Genomic DNA, 16010 nt, shown 5'->3' on the forward strand with positions numbered 1-16010 from the left:
TCAATCTCCTTTACACCTTAACGGGCCTTATCTGTGGGCGGGGTGCCGCCCAGCAATAAGCCCGGATTTTGACGGATATGGCGGCTGAATTCATACATGTTGCGGCTGGTACCTTCCAAATTTTGTGAAATGGTATCAATATGGCGCGACAGGGTTTCCATAACAAAACGCAGGTCAGAAATGGCTTTTTCCATTTCCGGTTTACTGTCTGTAACCAGATTATCCATATTGCCAACCATATGATCCGCTTTTTCCAATGTGTTGCCCAGTTTGTTCATGTCGTCAATGGCTGTATTGATTTTCTGGCGGTTCGTAGCAGACAGGATTTTGGACAATTCATTACCAGAGGCATTGAGGTCTGCACTGAAACCTTCCAGATTATCGGCAATTTGCGGGGTGCGCAGGCTGATGTCATCCAGAATATCTTTTAATTGCTGGCTCATGGCTGCACCGTCTTCGGCCAGCAAGATTGCCGCAGAATTGACAGCCGTATTCAGGTTCAGCAGCAGCGGACGCACATCTGTTTCCATGAGGGAACTAATCTGTTCGGCCAGAGTCGACATGGCGGCAAACATATCGGCATTTTCAAGCCCCATGATTTTATCACCGGGCTTTAAGGCTGTTGTGCTGTCCCCGGCACGGATATTGATGGTAAGTGCAGACAACAGCCCGGCAGAAGAGACAGCAGCAATACTGTCTTGTGGGATATCCCAGCCTTCAGCCACAGACATTTCGATTTTAAAACGCATGCGGCCATCATGCTTTTCCGGGATGATCTGTTCGATTTGTCCTACAGGATAGCCTTCATAGACCACCTGTGTGCCAAACTTCAGTCCCTGTACCCGATTATAGGTGGTGTAATAGGTATCCACCGTTCCTGTACGCCCCGTCAAAAGCGCAACGGCGATGATCAGACAGGCGATAGAGGCAATGACAAAGCTGCCAACGATCATATAGTTCATCTTGGCGTTCTTAAGTGCGCTCATGGGTGAAGGTCCTCTCCGGTTAGGCGACGAAGATAGGCATCTGGGTCCAGCTCCTCTTCTTCGATACGGCGGTTTAACAGGTTCTGGATACGTTGATTGGATGAGTTTTTCATATTTTCAGGTGTATCCACCATTAAAATATTGCCCCGGTCCAACATGGTGATGCGATCTGCAATGCGAAAGGCACTGTCCAGTTCATGCGTCACCACAACAATGGACATGCCCATTGCATCGCGCAGGCGCAGGATCAACTCATCTAACTGGGCGGCAACCACCGGGTCCAGCCCGGCGCTGGGCTCATCAAAAAACAGTAATTTGGGGTCCATGATGATGGCACGTGCCACCGCAGCGCGTTTGAGCATGCCGCCGGACAGTTCACTGGGGGCAAGGTCTTCAAAACCGGCAAGATCCACCACTTCCAGCTTCATGCGCATCATGATGTCCATGGTCATTTCGGGCTGTTTGGTGTGTTCACGCAATGGCAGCTTGATATTTTCCCCTACGGTCATGGAGCTAAACAGTGCACCGCCCTGAAAGGCCACGCCGATTTTCTTGCGCAGGTCGTAGGTTTCTTTTAGCGACAGGTCAGCAATGTTCTTGCCCAGCAGTTTCATGGTGCCTGAGGTCGCTTTTTCCAAGCTCATGAGATAGCGCAACAAGGTGGATTTACCAGAACCCGAGCCGCCCATTACCACCATAATTTCGCCTTCACGCACATCCATGGAAATACCATGCAGGATTTCGCGCTCTCCATAATGGGTGACGAGATCTTCGACTTCAATGACTTTGGGGCGGGCCAGCAGTTCGGCTTCGGTTGGTTTTGTCATCGCGTCACCATGAAAGCAAACAGCATGTCGGTTAAAACAATGGCAGAGATGGATTGAACAACGGCACGGGTGGTGACTTTACCTACCCCTTCGGCCCCGCCGCGCACGCCTGCACCATTGGCGACCCCGATGACGGCGATCAAGATGGCAAATAACACACTTTTCCCAAGACCATGCATGACATCATCCACACTCAGCCATTCAAAGACCTGATCCCAATAAGCGGCCAGTGAAATGCCAAGGTCGATGGAAACATAAATCCCGGCCCCTAAAAGACCGATGACATCGGAGAAAAAGGTCAGGCACGGCACCATAATCACCATGGCAAGCAAGGCCGGGGCAACGAGAAAACGCACAGGGTTAATCCCCATCACCGATAAGGCATCCACTTCCTGATTGATGTTCATGATCCCGATGCGTGCAGCCAAGGCTGATCCTGAACGCCCGGCCACCAGAATACCTGTAATCAGCGGGGCAAATTCACGCACGACAGAAAAGGCAATGCCGATGGTGACATGGCTTTCAGCGCCAAAAATCCGCATGGTATAGATACCCTGGATTGCCAGCATCATGCCAACCGTTACCCCGAGCATGGCGACAATGGGAATGGCGCGAATGCCGGTTTCCATCATTTGGGCAAAAAGCGATTGTACACGAACGGGCTGGCCCATGGATTTCCCCATGAAGGTCCAGTACAGGGTCTCCCAGACCAAAGAGGCGCAGTAGCCGATTTCAGCCACACCAACCATAGTTGTGCGCCCGATGTTTTCGACTTTTTGGGCCAATGGGCCGTTTTCTGCGTCTTTATCGCTCATGTCTTTCTGATCCTTGAAGCGATGAGGCTTAGCGGGTTAATTCAGTGACGGCTTCACTAATGGTGTCATGAATGGTAAAAATTTTATCCAGACGGGCAAGCTGGAAAACGCGAATAGCCTTGTCTGAAATATTGGCAAGGGCAAAACCTGCGCTGGTGCGTCGCCCGGTTTGATAAGCTTCGACAAGGCAGGCAATGCCGGAACTGTCGATATAGCTGACATCAGCCATGCTGACGACGATCGACTTTCCCGCGTTGACTTCTGTGAGAAGCGCCTCTCGCAGTTGTGGCGAGGTTTCCAGATCAACATCTCCTTCCAATTCAAAAATGATGATGCTGTTGTCTTCTCTTCTTTCCAGTTTCATTTCTCGTCTTCGCCCTTGTTAAGTTCGAGGTGTTTAACCAATCGTAGCAAATTTCCTTCGCCTTGTGTGGGGCGAAGATATTGGACTTCATCCATAACTTCCTGAATAAGATGTGTGCCCAGTCCACCGGGGCGGATATCTTCCAGATCTCGTGGTTTGATTTCGCCCGGTGCCACCATAGGGGCAAAATCGCGCAGGCGAAAGACCAGTCTGCCGGGGCGCTGGCGCACCGTCAGTTCAATTTCTTCATCGCTTGGCCCGCCATAGGCATGACGAATTACATTTTGGCAGGCTTCATCCACCGCCAGCACCACATCATTGACGGTTTGTTCATCGCAACCGACTTTTTTACAAGCCTCGCTTACGCAGGCCCGTGCCAGCTTCATCCAGCTGGGGCGGGCTGGGAATTTAAAATCAATCAGCCAGTCACCATCACGTTCTTCGGTGTGATTAATATCATTCTGGCTTGCTTTGATTTCACTGTTTTCATCTGAACGTAGCGAATCTGTCAGGGCCAAAATAGTCACATCGTCGCGCAATTTCATGCCGTTGGGCGAAACTGCTGAAATGAGATGATCCAGCTGCTTTTTTAAGGGGAGGTGGGAATATTGCGAAAGAAGGTCACGCACGCCTGTAGCGTCCAACGGGTCCCCGTTTTGTGTATAGCCTTCTGTCAGCCCGTCGGTGTAAATAAAGAGTCCACCACCATTGGGGAAAATCTGGATTTCTTCGTAATCACCGTCATCACCGGGCAGGGGGGGGACAATGCCCAGCGGTGGCCCATCTGCGCCAAATGTTTCAAATTCGCCCTCTTTTTGGAGAAGAACGGGTTCATGACCGGCGTTGGCAAGGCGAATAAGACCTTCACAGCCAGGGCGTGGGTCATATAACCCTGCGACCATGGTGACAAACATGCCATGGGCAGCGGTTTCACAGAGTTCAGCATTAATGCGGCCCAACAGTTTGCCCGGATCACGTACCGTTTTCCCCAGACAACGAAACAGGGAAGCGGTTTTGGACATCAACAAGGCGGCATTGATGCCTTTGCCAGATACATCGCCAAGGGCAAAATAAATTCGCCCGTCTGGCAAGGTGAAATAATCAAAAAAATCCCCGGAAACGCCGCGTGCAGCCTTATTCACCCCGATAATCTGATCTTCATTATGGGCGCTGCTATCAGGCAGGAAACGGCGTTGAATTTCTGCGGCCAGTTCCAGTTCACGTTTGACCCGTTCCTGTTCGACCAGAGCCTTGGCCATACGTGCGTTGATGACGGCAAGAGCAGCCGAAGCGGCCAGTGTTTCCAGAACTTTCAGGTCATTTTCTGCAAACAGGTCGTCATGGTTCTTTTTATTGACCAGCTCAATGGCACCAACGCAACGGTCCTTGACGCTTAAGGGGGCACACAAGATAGAACGGGTGGTAAAGCCCGTTTGGTCATCGACCGCGCCGTAAAAATTGGGATCATTTTGAACGTCGCGGACCAAGGCCCCTTTGTTATCGGCGACGGATTTGCCGACAATGCCTTGACCATATTCCAGCGTCAGTCCGGTAATTTCTGTTGCCCCGCAACAGGTAACACAGCTGATGATTTGAGACGTTTCATCCAGCAGGAAAACGGCCCCGCCTTCGGCCTCCAGATAGTCGGTGATTTCGCGAAGCGCATGATGCAGTGTTTCATCCACATTCAAGGTATTGGCGAATTCGGCGGTCATGGTTGCCAGCAGATTGATCTGCTTGCTGATATTTGCAGGTATCTTTTCCATAGGGGTTACTATGACCGGAATATTCAAAAACGAAAAGGAGAACTTTTTGCCTAATTATATTTCATGGTGTTGGGGGCTTGTGATTGATTCTTTCTGATGGACTCCGCTTGTTAAGTCTCTATAGTTGTGGGCAGGAAACAGAAAAATGGAGGGGCTTATGTTTGAAACGGCGGAATTAGGGCGATCTATTCCTAAAAAAGAATTTGAAGCAGAAGTACAGGACCTGCGAACACAACTTCTGAGTATACAGCAGGACCTGCGTAAATGCGATTTTCCGGTGATTATTGTCATGGCGGGCGTGGATGGCGCTGGTAAGGGAAGTACGGTTAATGCATTGAATGAATGGATGGACTCTCGCTGGATCGACAATAATGCCTATGTGCGTCATTCCGATGAAGAATCCGAACGCCCGCCTTATTGGCGTTATTGGCGTGACTTACCGCCCAAAGGTAAAATTGGGATTTTCCTGAGTTCCTGGTATAGTTCCCCCTTGCTGGATAACGTTTATGGCAAGATCAACCGGGCAGAATTTGATGAACGTCTGGACCGCATTAAGGCGTTTGAGAAAACCCTGGCCGATGACGGCGCGTTGATTTTGAAGTTCTGGATGCATTTGGGGAAGGAAGACCAGAAAAAACGCCTCAAAAAGCTTGAAAAAAATGAACTTCAGTCGTGGCGGGTGAAGGAAAGCGACTGGAACCATTGGCGTATGTATGATGATTTTACGGACAGTGCTGAACGTCTGATCATGCGAACTTCCAAGGGTCATGCGCCTTGGTCCATCGTGGAAGGTATGGATACACGTTATGCCTCCGTGACGGTAGCCAAACAGGTGCGTGATGCGATTTTACGCCATATGGACGTGCGTAAAACCCAAAAGGAAACGCTGGAACAGCTTAAGAAAAAGCAGGCGGCAGAGAAAAAGCCTGCTGCGAAAAAAGTGGATAAGGATGCTGCTGTGAAGCCTTTGCCCTATCCAACGGTTCTCAGTTCTTTGGATATGAGCAAGACGGTTGAAAAAGACGCCTATAAGTCGGAGCTGAAAACGTTGCAGGGACGTTTGAACATGTTGTCGCGCAAGGCTTCGGATAAAGGGATTTCGACGGTTCTGGTTTTTGAAGGGTCTGATGCTGCAGGAAAGGGGGGCAACATCCGCCGGATTACCGGGGCATTGGATGCGCGTATCTATAAGGTCTTGCCTTTTGCCGCCCCCAATGATGAAGAACGTGCCCATCATTATCTTTGGCGGTTTTGGCGTCACATGTCACGGGCTGGACGTATGACGATCTTTGATCGCTCCTGGTATGGTCGGGTTCTGGTGGAACGCTGTGAAGGTTTTGCCCGCGAAGAAGAATGGCGTCGTGCCTATGGCGAAATTGTCGATTTTGAAGACCAGATTGTGGACCATGGCACGGTCTTGTTGAAATTCTGGATTCATATTACGCCGGACGAACAGCTTGAACGCTTTAAAGCCCGTGAAGTGACACCATGGAAACAGTGGAAACTGACGGATGAAGACTGGCGTAATCGGGAAAAATGGTCTGATTACGAAGAAGCCGTCAATGATCTGGTGGAAAAAACCAGCACATCAAATGCACCGTGGTTGCTGGTGGAAGGCAATGACAAAAAATTTGCCCGCATCAAGGTCTTGCGTGCAGTCTGCAAAGCGTTGGAAGAGCGTTTAAAGCAGAAGTAAAACAGGGGTGAGGCAGGGGATTATTCTTCTCCTGCCTTCACGACTGCTAACAACTTGTCTGTCCAGTTTTGTGCAGGTATGATACGGCCATCAATTTCGCAGATGGGGCGCACGCGAAACAGGCTGTTGGTCAGGAAGGCTTCGTCACATTTTTGTGTGATTTCCGGCCACAGGCTTTCTTCGTGAACGCCGAGCCCAATCTCTTCGGCCTTTTGTAAAATCACCTGGCGCATGGTACCGGGCAAGCAGCCGTCTTCGATTTGTGGCGTGAACAGGTCGTGGCCTTTGATAAAAAAGATATTGCTGATGGTGCCTTCGGCAATATGGCCTGTGGTGTTCAGCATCAAGGCTTCATCAGCCCCTGCATCATGGGCTTCTTCAAAGGCGATGATATTATCTAAATAACACAGGCTTTTGATCCGGCTGGTTGGACTATATTCGTTGCGCCGTACCGAAACGGTTTTGACCACAGCGGCCTTGAAATGATCCGGGGCCTCGGAAGCTGAAACCAATATTTGCGGGCTCATTTCCAGTGGTGGCATTAATCCACGAGGGCCACTGCCCCGTGTGATGGTCAGGCGGATGGCTGCACGTGTCTTGGTCAGTTGACAGCCGACCAGGACAGCTTGAATGGCCTCAAAAATCTCATCATTACTGTAGGGGATTGGAAGATTGAGCTTTTCACCACTCTGGCGAAACCGCGCCATATGATCGTCAAAGCGGATCACCTTTGTTTCTTGGGCCGCCATGGTTTCAAAAAAACCATCACCCAGCAAAAATCCCCGATCCGTTGCCGAGATATGGACACCGCGCAACGGAAGAAGTTCTCCATTAAACCAGGCAATCATGACAATACCCCCGCCAGTTTGAGAAAGTTTTTCAACACATCATGCCCATGATGAGTCAAAATTGATTCTGGATGAAATTGTACACCAAAAACCGGATCGCTTTTATGACGAATTGCCATAATCTCCCCATCCGGGCTGGTGGCATTGATCTGTAAATCATCAGATGAGTCAACGCTGAGGGAATGATAGCGCCCGACTTGCAGCGGATTGGGCAGGCCATGAAACAAGCCTGTTTCATCATGCTGGATCAGTGATGATTTCCCATGCATGGGAATTTTGGAACGTCGCACGGTTGCGCCATAATGTTGGGCAATCACCTGATGGCCCAAACACACCCCAAGGATGGGAATAGTCCCGGCAAAGCTTTTCACCACATCAAGGCAGATACCGGCTTGACCCGGTCCACAAGGGCCGGGGGAGAGGATGATGGCTTGCGGGTTTAAAGTGTTGATTTCATCAATGCTGATGGCATCATTGCGCACCACACGGGTATCGCTATAAAGCTCTTCGCAATAGCGTGACAGATTGTAGACGAAACTGTCATAATTATCTATGAGCAGGATCATGATGCCCCCTGTGTGAAGGCAGTAAACAGTGCATGCGCCTTGTCCAGAGTTTCTTGATATTCTGCCTCGGGCTGGGAATCTGAGACAATTCCCCCCCCAACCTGGGCACAGACCCGATCATCTTTGAAAATCAGTGTGCGGATGACAATGTTGGTATCCATGGTGCCATCTGCACCAATATAGCCAATGGCCCCACAGTAAGGACCGCGCGGGCAAGCTTCCAGTTCTGAAATAATTGCCATGGCGCGCACCTTGGGGGCTCCGGTGATGGAACCGCCGGGAAAACAGGCTTTAAGCAGGTCGATACTGTCATAACCTTCTTTAAGTTTGCCTGTCACAGTGGAAATCAAATGGTGCACACTGGCAAAGCTGTGAACTTCACACAGCTCGGGCACTTGTACGCTGTGAGGGGCACAGACTTTAGAGATATCATTGCGCAGCAGGTCCACAATCATGGTGTTTTCAGCCCGATCCTTTTCACTGTTTTTCAGCTCAAAGGCAAGGGCTTGATCTGCCTGTTTCGTATCCCCACGCGGGCGTGTACCTTTGATTGGACATGTTTCCACATCTCGCCCATCGGTTTTGATAAACCGTTCCGGGGAGCTGGAGGCAATGCTGAACCCCTCAAAATTCAGATAGGCTGAAAAAGGGGCGGGGTTAATGGTGCGCAGGTTCTGATAAAGGTCATAGCAATCAAACGCATGGGGTAAATCGGCACGAAAGCGCTGGGTCAGGTTGGCCTGAAAAATATCGCCTGCATGAATATACTCAATGACCTTTTGAACGGTGGCGATATAGTTTTCTTTGCTGAAATCCGATGTCCAGTCAAGCTCAACAGGGCTGAAAACTGGTGTGGTGTATGCCTGTGATAGGGCATCTTTTAGGGTTTGCGCTGTTTCAAGACCGCTTAAAGAAAAAATCCAGCCTTTTTCTTGGTGATGATCAAATGCGGCAACTGTTTCATAAAAGCCAAGGGCAACATCAGGGCAAGCAAAATCATCGCCGTTTTGTTGGGGAATATTTTCAATCTGATGGAGAAGCTCATAGCCGAAATAGCCCATCCAGCCCCCTTGAAAAGGGGGCAGGCCCGCGTGGCGCTCAAAAGGATAATTCGCACAGGTTTCTTTGAGGGTGGCAAACAGGTTTTTGGGTGATGTGATGGTTTTAACGGGATCAAGCGCGATATAGCTGTAGCGCCCTTGTTTGTCATCTCTGCGTGAAGAATCCAGAAACAGGGCAAAAGGCTTGTTTGCATGAGGGGCAAACAGGCAGGCAGGTTCCCGGTAGGGGATCTCTATGATGGCGGGCTTTTTCATGATCTTGGGTATTACACGAAAGCTGCTTGGCTTGTCGAGTAGAGTCGGTTATGAAAGAGGCAACTCGTGAATACTATTTAAGGAATAAACCCATGCCAAAGACATTTCGTTGCCACCTTTTCTGGTGCGGTCATGAACGTGAGGGGGACGAAAAACCGTCTTGCGGCAAACGGGGATCCCCCGATATTGGCAAGCAATTAAAACAGGAAATGCGCGATCGAGGTCTGCGTAACGAGGTGGCCGTGACGAAATCCGGTTGCATCGGTCAATGCACTGTTGGCCCAGCGATGATCGTTTATCCCGAAGGTGTCTGGTATAAGGTTGAAAATATGGAAGACGCCCGCGAAATCCTCGACTGTCACCTTGAGAAGGGTGAAGTTGTGGAACGTTTGGTGATCCGCGATTAATCTTGTGAAAGGGGCAAACGCATGGCGTTGACAGTTGTTGTGACGGGGGCAAATCGGGGAATCGGCCTTTCCTTCTGTAAATTCTATAAAGCACAGGGCTATAACGTCATTGGCGTGTGTCGTAACAGTTCCACTGAATTGGACGGGATTGCACAGACAGTGATCACGGGTGTAGATGTCAGCCACGCAGCAGACCGTCAGAAACTGTTTGACCAATTGTGTGATGTGAAAATTGATCTATTGATCAATAACGCTGGCATTTTGCGCAATGAAATCTTGGGTCAGCTTGATTTGGAGACCATTGAGCAACAGTTTCAGGTCAATGCTGTGGCCCCCCTTGCCATTAGCGAAGGGCTTTTGGACTCTCTTAATCGGAGTGCCAAAATTGCGATCATCACCAGCCGCATGGGTTCCATTGCCGATAATGGCAGCGGTGGTCGATATGGCTATCGTATGTCCAAGGCGGCGTTGAATGCTGCGGCGAAATCTTTGGCGCTGGATGTGCAGTCTCGCGGTATTACTGTTGGTATCTATCACCCCGGTTTGGTCGGAACTGAGATGATTGGCGGGGCGGGGGACATTACCCCGGATCAGGCCGCAGAACGACTGGCTGCACGTATTGAAGAGCTGTCGTTAGAGAATACGGGGGCCTTCTACCATTCTAATGGTGAAGAGCTGCCTTGGTAAAACTGTCATCATCGGGCGTGACGGTGGAGTGTTTAAGCCGTGACCACGAGGTCAGCTTCTAAAATCTCATCGACAATTTCATCCCATTCGTCAGAAGACAATTCTTGTGTCAGGTCTTTCACGGGGGCGTCTGCAGCCTTGATGATGATGTCCGCATCGTCAAACAGTCCGGTATGGAGAACGAGTTTTTCCATGTTTAAAAGCTCACGACTCTATCTGCCTGATTAATCAGTTCGGCCAAATTCTCACAAGGCACCGTATCGGGGATGCCGCTCACTGTTGCGCGTGGGATGATTTCAGCGAGTTCGAGCATTTCAAAATTATCAATTTTGCCATTTGGGGCCAGCGGAGCTTCTTTCATAAAGACAAAATCAACCGAGTTATTGCGGATGGTCAGGCCAGCAGCCACCCGCATGGCTTCAGAGACATCACGGCGGGCCAGAACAAGGATATGTTTATTCATAGGCTGACCACCTTATCGGCTTTGGCGACAAGGCCGCTGTGGTGGAACTGGCTACCCACATCCACCGGGCAATCTAGCCCCGTCATATGAACTTTCCAGGCTTCTGCGCAGACAACGGCTTCATCACAAGATGAGGCCACAAGATCGCTGAAGGCTTCATCGGCCAATGTCTTGACCCCGTCGCCTGTGAAAAAACAGCCCCAATCAAGGTCTGCACGCACACATGCTTCCCCCAAGGGGGCGGCAATACGGGTAGCCTCAGCACTGGAAATAACGAGGAGAAGGTCCATTGTCTTTTCTATCGAATTCGTATAAGTTGCGCCGCCTTGATAGCACATCCACACACATGAGGAATAGTATGAAAGTCGATGATTTCGACTTCGATCTGCCCAAAGAGCTGATTGCGCAGCGCCCGGTTACGCCGCGCGATGCTTCCAAGCTGTTGCGCATTGATGCAGATTTAAGCGATCATATTTTTGCAGACCTGCCTGATCATCTTAGTACAGGCGACCTGTTGGTTTTTAACAATACCCGTGTGATCCCGGCTCGCTTAAAAGGCAAACGCGGTGAGGCCAATGTGGAAGTGACCCTTCATAAACATGAAGGCGAAGGCACGTGGATTGCCTTTGCCAAAGGGGCAAAAAAGCTGAAACCCGGCCAGACCATTATCTTTGATCATGATTTCAGTGCTGATGTGCTCGATAAAGACGGCGGTGAAGTCACCCTGAAGTTTTCCTGTGAGGGTGCTGCCCTGATGGAGGCTTTGGAAGCCCATGGCGGCATGCCGCTGCCACCTTATATCAAGCGTGAAGGCTTGGCCGATGAACAGGATAAGTCAGACTATCAAACGGTTTATGCCGAAAAAGAAGGCGCGGTGGCGGCCCCCACGGCTGGCCTGCATTTCACAGCGGAACTGTTGAAAAAGCTGGAAGAAAAGGGCGTGAAATTTGCCTATGTCACCTTACATGTGGGGGCGGGTACCTTTCTGCCGGTGAAGGTTGATGATGTGGCAGATCATAAAATGCACGCCGAATTCGGTGTGGTCGATCAGGCAACATCGGACTTGATTAATGAAACACACGCGGCAGGCAAACGCGTGGTGGCTGTGGGCACCACATCCTTGCGCCTGTTGGAAAGTGCCGCGCCTGAAAAAAATGTCATGGCCCCGTTTGAAGGTGATACAGATATCTTTATCACGCCGGGTTATGAGTTTAAAATCGTCGATATGTTGACGACCAATTTCCATTTGCCACGCTCCACCCTGTTTATGCTGGTGTCAGCCTTTGCCGGGTTTGAGCGTATGAAAAAGGCTTATGCCTATGCCATTGACCATGGCTATCGTTTTTATTCTTATGGGGACGGTTCACTCTTGAGCCGCCATGATCAGATATGACAACTGACTTTAATTTTGAACTTTTAGGCACAGATGGCCCTGCGCGTCGTGGCCGTGTCCATACCGCCCATGGGGCGATCAATACACCTGCGTTTATGCCTGTGGGCACTGCGGCAACCGTGAAGGCTATGATGCCGGAATCTGTGGCGGATACAGGCGCGGAAATTCTGCTGGGTAACACCTATCATTTGATGCTGCGTCCCGGCGCTGAACGTATTGAAAAGCTTGGCGGGCTGCATAAGTTCATGAATTGGGATAAGCCGATCCTGACCGATAGTGGCGGCTTTCAGGTCATGAGCTTGGCGCAACTGCGCAAGATCACCGAAGAAGGCGTGCGTTTTCGCTCCCACATTGATGGGGCCTATTATGATCTGACCCCGGAAAGCTCGACAGAAATTCAGCGTCAGCTTGATGCGGATATCACCATGTGTTTTGATGAATGTCCGGCCCTGCCAGCATCAAAAGAACGTGTGAATGAAGCCATGCAACTGTCCATGCGCTGGGCCAAACGGTCTCGCGACGCCTTTGTTGAGCGCCGGGGCTATGGTCAGTTCGGGATTGTTCAGGGCGGCACCGAAGAAGATTTACGAAAAGAGTCCGTGGAAAAGCTGGTCGATATCGGCTTTGAAGGCTACGCCATTGGCGGTCTGGCGGTAGGTGAAGGCCAGGAATTGATGTTCCAGACGCTGGATTACACCACCCCTGTCATGCCGACCGATAAGCCACGCTATTTGATGGGCGTGGGCAAGCCGGATGATTTGGTTGGGGCTGTGGCCCGTGGTGTGGATATGTTTGACTGCGTATTGCCGTCACGTTCCGGGCGCACGGCAGAAGCCTGGACGCGTCGTGGGTCGGTCAATCTGCGCAATGCCCGTCATAAAGACGATCCGCGCCCGCTGGATGAAAATTGTACCTGCCCGTGTTGTCGCAGTTATTCCCGTGCCTATCTTTACCATCTGACCAAATCCAAAGAGATTTTGGGTCTGATGCTTCTGACCTGGCATAACCTGCATTACTATCAGGAACTGATGGCGGGTATGCGTGGTGCCATTGAAGAAGGTACATTCGAAAAATTTGTTATTGATTTCCATGCTCTTCGTGAGCAAGGCGATATTGAACCGATATAAGATAATTCGTCGTCCTCGCGAACGCGGGGACCTTTATCCCATTTGAACGAGGTCCCCGCCTTGCGCGAGGACGACAAGGAATGAGAAATGTCTGATCAAACTATTTATGCCGATCTGGAACAGCTAGGTTCCACAACCGATTCACCGACCAACCCGGATGAAGCCAAACTGGAAGCGGTGAAGAATCCGCACCCGGGTACGGACTATCTGGTGCGTTTTACCTGTCCTGAATTTACCTCGCTCTGCCCGGTAACAGGTCAGCCGGATTTTGCCCATATCGTGATTGATTATGTGCCGGAAGAGTTGTTGGTGGAAAGTAAATCTCTGAAAGTCTACCTCCATGCCTTTCGCAACCACGGGGACTTTCATGAAGCCTGCACAGTGGGGATCGCCAAACGTTTGGTCGAGTTATTGAAACCAAAATGGTTGCGCATCGGCGGTTATTGGTATCCGCGCGGCGGCATTCCCATTGATGTCTTCTGGCAAACCGGCGAAGCGCCTAAAGGGGTGTGGATTCCAGATCAAGGCGTACCGGGTTATCGCGGCCGGGGCTAACACTCTTTTGTCGTCCTCGCGCAGGCGGGGACCTTTATCCACTTTGAACAAGGTCCTCACTTTCGTGAGGACGCCGAGAAAATAAGATGCGCAAACTCTTTTATGTGCCCGATACGGCGTCCTTGGCCCCGCATATCATCCTGAACCGTTTGGCTCAGCCCTTTGAGCTGGTGAAAATGAGCAAGGAAGACGGCTCGCTTCATGAATATACCTATATTGAGCTGAACCCCAATCGCCGGGTACCCACCTTGGTGGATGGGGATTTGGTTCTGTTTGAATCGGCTGCGATTTGTTTACATTTGGCCGATCTTGATCCTGATAGTGGATTGATGCCGCCCTTGGGTAGTGCCAAACGGGCGATGGCCTATAAATGGCTGGTCCATATGACCAATTCCATTCAGGCCGACATGATGCTGTATTTTTATAAAGAGCGTTTTTCCAAAACAGCGCAAGGGGCCGAAGAAGTGCGTGATGTAGCGATTGAACGCGTCACCACCTTTATGCGCCAGATAGACGAAGCCTTAAATGATGGTCGTCCCTATTTGTGTGGCACGAACAAAACGATTGTGGAAGATTACCTGTTGATGCTGGGGCGTTGGTTTGTGCAGATGGGCCAGGAAGGCAGGTTGAAATCCATGGCCCATTTGCATGCTTTGCTGGGAGTATTGGAAGGTGATGTGGTGGTCAAGGCAACCTATGACGCAGAAGGGTGTACAGCCCTGTTTTCTTAAAGTTCGATACAGACCTTGCCGAAATGCTGACCACTTTCCAGATATTTAAAGGCGCTGGGGACTTCATTAAAATTAAAGGTGCGATCAATGACAGGGGTGATTTTATGTTCCCGGATAAAATCATTCATCCGCTCAAAGGCACTGCGTGATCCCACAGTGACCCCTTGAATACGGATGTTGCGCATTAAAATCAGCGGTAGCGGGATAGAGGAGGTATTGGTGCCGGTTAACACACCGATTAGGCTGATATGTCCACCGATGCGCACTGAGCGGATGGATTGTTCCAGTGTTTGTGCGCCACCCAATTCAATAATATGATCCGCCCCTTCTGACCAGACGGACTTGACTTCGTTACGCCAGTTTGGATTATCATAATAATTGACCGTATGATCTGCTCCCAGTTCTTTGGCCATGGCAAGTTTTTGATCACTGGAAGAGGTGATTAGTACTTGTGCACCCACCGCCTTGGCAAAAAGAAGGGCAAACAGGGCGACCCCACCTGTCCCCTGTATGACAAGACTGTCAGATGAATTGAGATCGGCCTGTTCAAAAAGTGCACTCCAGGCTGTTAAGGCTGCACAAGGCAGGCTGGCAGCTTGCACATCGGTGAGGTGATCTGGCACCATGACGCACGCCTTTTCATCGACTGCCATATATTGGGCTAATGTCCCGTCATATGCTCCACCCAAGGCATCGGGTAGCACATAAGGCGTTGCAGCCCCGTCAATCCAGTGAGGAAAGAAAATCGGACTGATGCGGGTACCAATGGGAAAACGCGTGGCATTGGGGCCTTGTTCCACCACTGTACCAACCCCGTCAGAACAGGGGACCAAGGGGGTTTTGACCGTTTTGCCATACGCCCCGGCAACGGTGACGAGATCCCGATAGTTAAGCGAACAAGCCGCCATTTTGATCAGGACTTGCCCGTTTTGTAATTTAGGGTAGGCCACCTCTTTGATATGGAGGTTTTCCAGGCCGAAGGAATTTTCAATCTGCCACGCTTTCATGTCTTTATCTTTTATCCCTGTTAGATTTTTCAGCTTGATTTAAGCATAATTTGGGCTAACTGTTGAACAATTGCTTTTGAAAATTATGTGGTAGATATGATTAAATTTGTTGGATTGAAAAATTGTGATACGTGCCGCAAGGCTAAAAAGTGGCTGGAGGCTGAAGGTTTTGACTATGAATATCAAGATGTACGCGCCGATGGATTAAATGCTGAGGATTTAAGCGTTTGGGCAGGTAAAGTGGGCTGGGAAGCCCTGTTAAACCGCCGTGGTACCACGTGGCGTACCCTTGATGAGGCACAAAAGTCTGATGTGGATGAGGCCAAAGCCATTGCCTTGATGGTGGAACATCCCGCCTTGATGAAACGCCCTGTTTTCCAATCTGGTGATCAAATCATCCTTGGTTTTAAACAAGAGCAAATGGATGCTTTGCTTGCCCTGAAATAGGCCCTGATA

20 protein-coding genes are annotated in these 16010 nt (G+C 50.3%); 8 read left to right on the forward strand and 12 right to left on the reverse strand.

The features are described from left to right. Positions 1 to 17: 17 nt before the first annotated feature. From E4K71_RS01765 to E4K71_RS01785, 5 genes are read right to left on the reverse strand one after another with little or no spacing between them, the layout of a single operon-like run. Positions 18 to 986, reverse strand: a complete 969-nt coding sequence (locus E4K71_RS01765) for an MlaD family protein (protein ID WP_135075663.1) — start codon at positions 984 to 986, stop codon at positions 18 to 20. Beyond that, the gene (locus E4K71_RS01770) at positions 983 to 1813 is read right to left on the reverse strand and encodes an ATP-binding cassette domain-containing protein (RefSeq protein WP_135075666.1); all 831 of its coding nucleotides are present in this window, start codon (positions 1811 to 1813) and stop codon (positions 983 to 985) included. Before E4K71_RS01770 ends, E4K71_RS01765 begins: the two co-directional genes overlap by 4 nt. Continuing rightward, positions 1810 to 2628: an ABC transporter permease gene (locus E4K71_RS01775; RefSeq protein WP_135075669.1), complete on the reverse strand. Its 819-nt coding sequence runs from the start codon at positions 2626 to 2628 to the stop codon at positions 1810 to 1812. Before E4K71_RS01775 ends, E4K71_RS01770 begins: the two co-directional genes overlap by 4 nt. Before the next feature lie 28 nt (positions 2629 to 2656). After that, the gene (locus E4K71_RS01780) at positions 2657 to 2992 is read right to left on the reverse strand and encodes an STAS domain-containing protein (RefSeq protein WP_135075672.1); all 336 of its coding nucleotides are present in this window, start codon (positions 2990 to 2992) and stop codon (positions 2657 to 2659) included. Then, the gene (locus tag E4K71_RS01785) at positions 2989 to 4758 is read right to left on the reverse strand and encodes a SpoIIE family protein phosphatase (protein WP_135075675.1); all 1770 of its coding nucleotides are present in this window, start codon (positions 4756 to 4758) and stop codon (positions 2989 to 2991) included. Before E4K71_RS01785 ends, E4K71_RS01780 begins: the two co-directional genes overlap by 4 nt. A gap of 157 nt (positions 4759 to 4915) precedes the next feature. Here E4K71_RS01785 and pap point away from each other — a divergent pair, with 157 nt between their 5' ends. Next, entirely contained in the window at positions 4916 to 6454 is a 1539-nt protein-coding gene (pap, locus tag E4K71_RS01790; protein ID WP_135075678.1) for a polyphosphate:AMP phosphotransferase, read from the forward strand. A 20-nt stretch (positions 6455 to 6474) separates the two neighbouring features. Here the strand turns inward: pap and E4K71_RS01795 are convergent, their stop codons facing one another. From E4K71_RS01795 to pabB, 3 genes are read right to left on the reverse strand one after another with little or no spacing between them, the layout of a single operon-like run. After that, positions 6475 to 7302 carry an aminotransferase class IV gene (locus E4K71_RS01795; protein ID WP_135075681.1) on the reverse strand — a complete coding sequence of 276 codons (828 nt, stop codon included), beginning with the start codon at positions 7300 to 7302 and terminating at the stop codon, positions 6475 to 6477. Further along, the gene (locus tag E4K71_RS01800) at positions 7299 to 7868 is read right to left on the reverse strand and encodes an aminodeoxychorismate/anthranilate synthase component II (protein ID WP_135075684.1); all 570 of its coding nucleotides are present in this window, start codon (positions 7866 to 7868) and stop codon (positions 7299 to 7301) included. Before E4K71_RS01800 ends, E4K71_RS01795 begins: the two co-directional genes overlap by 4 nt. Continuing rightward, a complete protein-coding gene (gene pabB / locus E4K71_RS01805) occupies positions 7865 to 9184 on the reverse strand; it encodes an aminodeoxychorismate synthase component I (RefSeq protein WP_135075687.1) in 1320 nt (439 codons plus the stop codon). Before pabB ends, E4K71_RS01800 begins: the two co-directional genes overlap by 4 nt. Before the next feature lie 92 nt (positions 9185 to 9276). Between pabB and E4K71_RS01810 the strand changes: the two genes are divergently transcribed. Both E4K71_RS01810 and E4K71_RS01815 read left to right on the forward strand, forming a co-directional pair. Further along, positions 9277 to 9591 (forward strand): (2Fe-2S) ferredoxin domain-containing protein, encoded by a 315-nt coding sequence (locus E4K71_RS01810; protein WP_135075690.1) that lies wholly within the window; start codon positions 9277 to 9279, stop codon positions 9589 to 9591. A gap of 21 nt (positions 9592 to 9612) precedes the next feature. Further along, a complete protein-coding gene (locus E4K71_RS01815; RefSeq protein ID WP_135075693.1) occupies positions 9613 to 10278 on the forward strand; it encodes an SDR family oxidoreductase in 666 nt (221 codons plus the stop codon). 32 nt (positions 10279 to 10310) lie between these two features. Here E4K71_RS01815 and E4K71_RS18125 read toward each other — a convergent pair whose 3' ends face one another. The 3 genes from E4K71_RS18125 to E4K71_RS01825 are packed head-to-tail and all read right to left on the reverse strand — an operon-like array spanning position 10311 to position 11031. After that, positions 10311 to 10472 carry a hypothetical protein gene (locus tag E4K71_RS18125; protein ID WP_167730204.1) on the reverse strand — a complete coding sequence of 54 codons (162 nt, stop codon included), beginning with the start codon at positions 10470 to 10472 and terminating at the stop codon, positions 10311 to 10313. A gap of 2 nt (positions 10473 to 10474) precedes the next feature. Beyond that, positions 10475 to 10741: a hypothetical protein gene (locus E4K71_RS01820; protein ID WP_135075696.1), complete on the reverse strand. Its 267-nt coding sequence runs from the start codon at positions 10739 to 10741 to the stop codon at positions 10475 to 10477. After that, positions 10738 to 11031, reverse strand: coding sequence for a hypothetical protein (locus E4K71_RS01825; RefSeq protein ID WP_135075699.1), 294 nt, complete (start codon positions 11029 to 11031; stop codon positions 10738 to 10740). Before E4K71_RS01825 ends, E4K71_RS01820 begins: the two co-directional genes overlap by 4 nt. A gap of 68 nt (positions 11032 to 11099) precedes the next feature. Between E4K71_RS01825 and queA the strand changes: the two genes are divergently transcribed. The 4 genes from queA to E4K71_RS01845 all read left to right on the forward strand — a co-directional run bounded on the left by queA (position 11100) and on the right by E4K71_RS01845 (position 14547). After that, positions 11100 to 12134 (forward strand): tRNA preQ1(34) S-adenosylmethionine ribosyltransferase-isomerase QueA, encoded by a 1035-nt coding sequence (queA, locus tag E4K71_RS01830; RefSeq protein ID WP_135075702.1) that lies wholly within the window; start codon positions 11100 to 11102, stop codon positions 12132 to 12134. After that, positions 12131 to 13261 carry a tRNA guanosine(34) transglycosylase Tgt gene (gene tgt, locus E4K71_RS01835; RefSeq protein ID WP_135075705.1) on the forward strand — a complete coding sequence of 377 codons (1131 nt, stop codon included), beginning with the start codon at positions 12131 to 12133 and terminating at the stop codon, positions 13259 to 13261. The genes queA and tgt overlap by 4 nt, the downstream gene beginning before the upstream one ends. A gap of 87 nt (positions 13262 to 13348) precedes the next feature. Then, entirely contained in the window at positions 13349 to 13816 is a 468-nt protein-coding gene (gene queF, locus E4K71_RS01840) for a preQ(1) synthase (RefSeq protein ID WP_135075708.1), read from the forward strand. Positions 13817 to 13902: 86 nt separating this feature from the next. Then, on the forward strand, positions 13903 to 14547 hold the full coding sequence (locus tag E4K71_RS01845) for a glutathione S-transferase family protein (RefSeq protein ID WP_135075711.1): 645 nt from the start codon (positions 13903 to 13905) through the stop codon (positions 14545 to 14547). Here E4K71_RS01845 and E4K71_RS01850 read toward each other — a convergent pair. Further along, the gene (locus E4K71_RS01850) at positions 14544 to 15554 is read right to left on the reverse strand and encodes an NAD(P)-dependent alcohol dehydrogenase (protein ID WP_135075714.1); all 1011 of its coding nucleotides are present in this window, start codon (positions 15552 to 15554) and stop codon (positions 14544 to 14546) included. The genes E4K71_RS01845 and E4K71_RS01850 overlap by 4 nt on opposite strands. Before the next feature lie 96 nt (positions 15555 to 15650). On the opposite strand from E4K71_RS01850, the gene E4K71_RS01855 reads away from it, so the two are divergent. After that, complete coding sequence (locus E4K71_RS01855; protein WP_135075717.1) at positions 15651 to 16001, forward strand: ArsC family reductase; 351 nt, start codon at positions 15651 to 15653, stop codon at positions 15999 to 16001. Positions 16002 to 16010 lie beyond the last annotated feature (9 nt).

This window comes from Terasakiella sp. SH-1, assembly GCF_004564135.1.
Lineage (GTDB): Bacteria > Pseudomonadota > Alphaproteobacteria > Rhodospirillales > Terasakiellaceae > Terasakiella.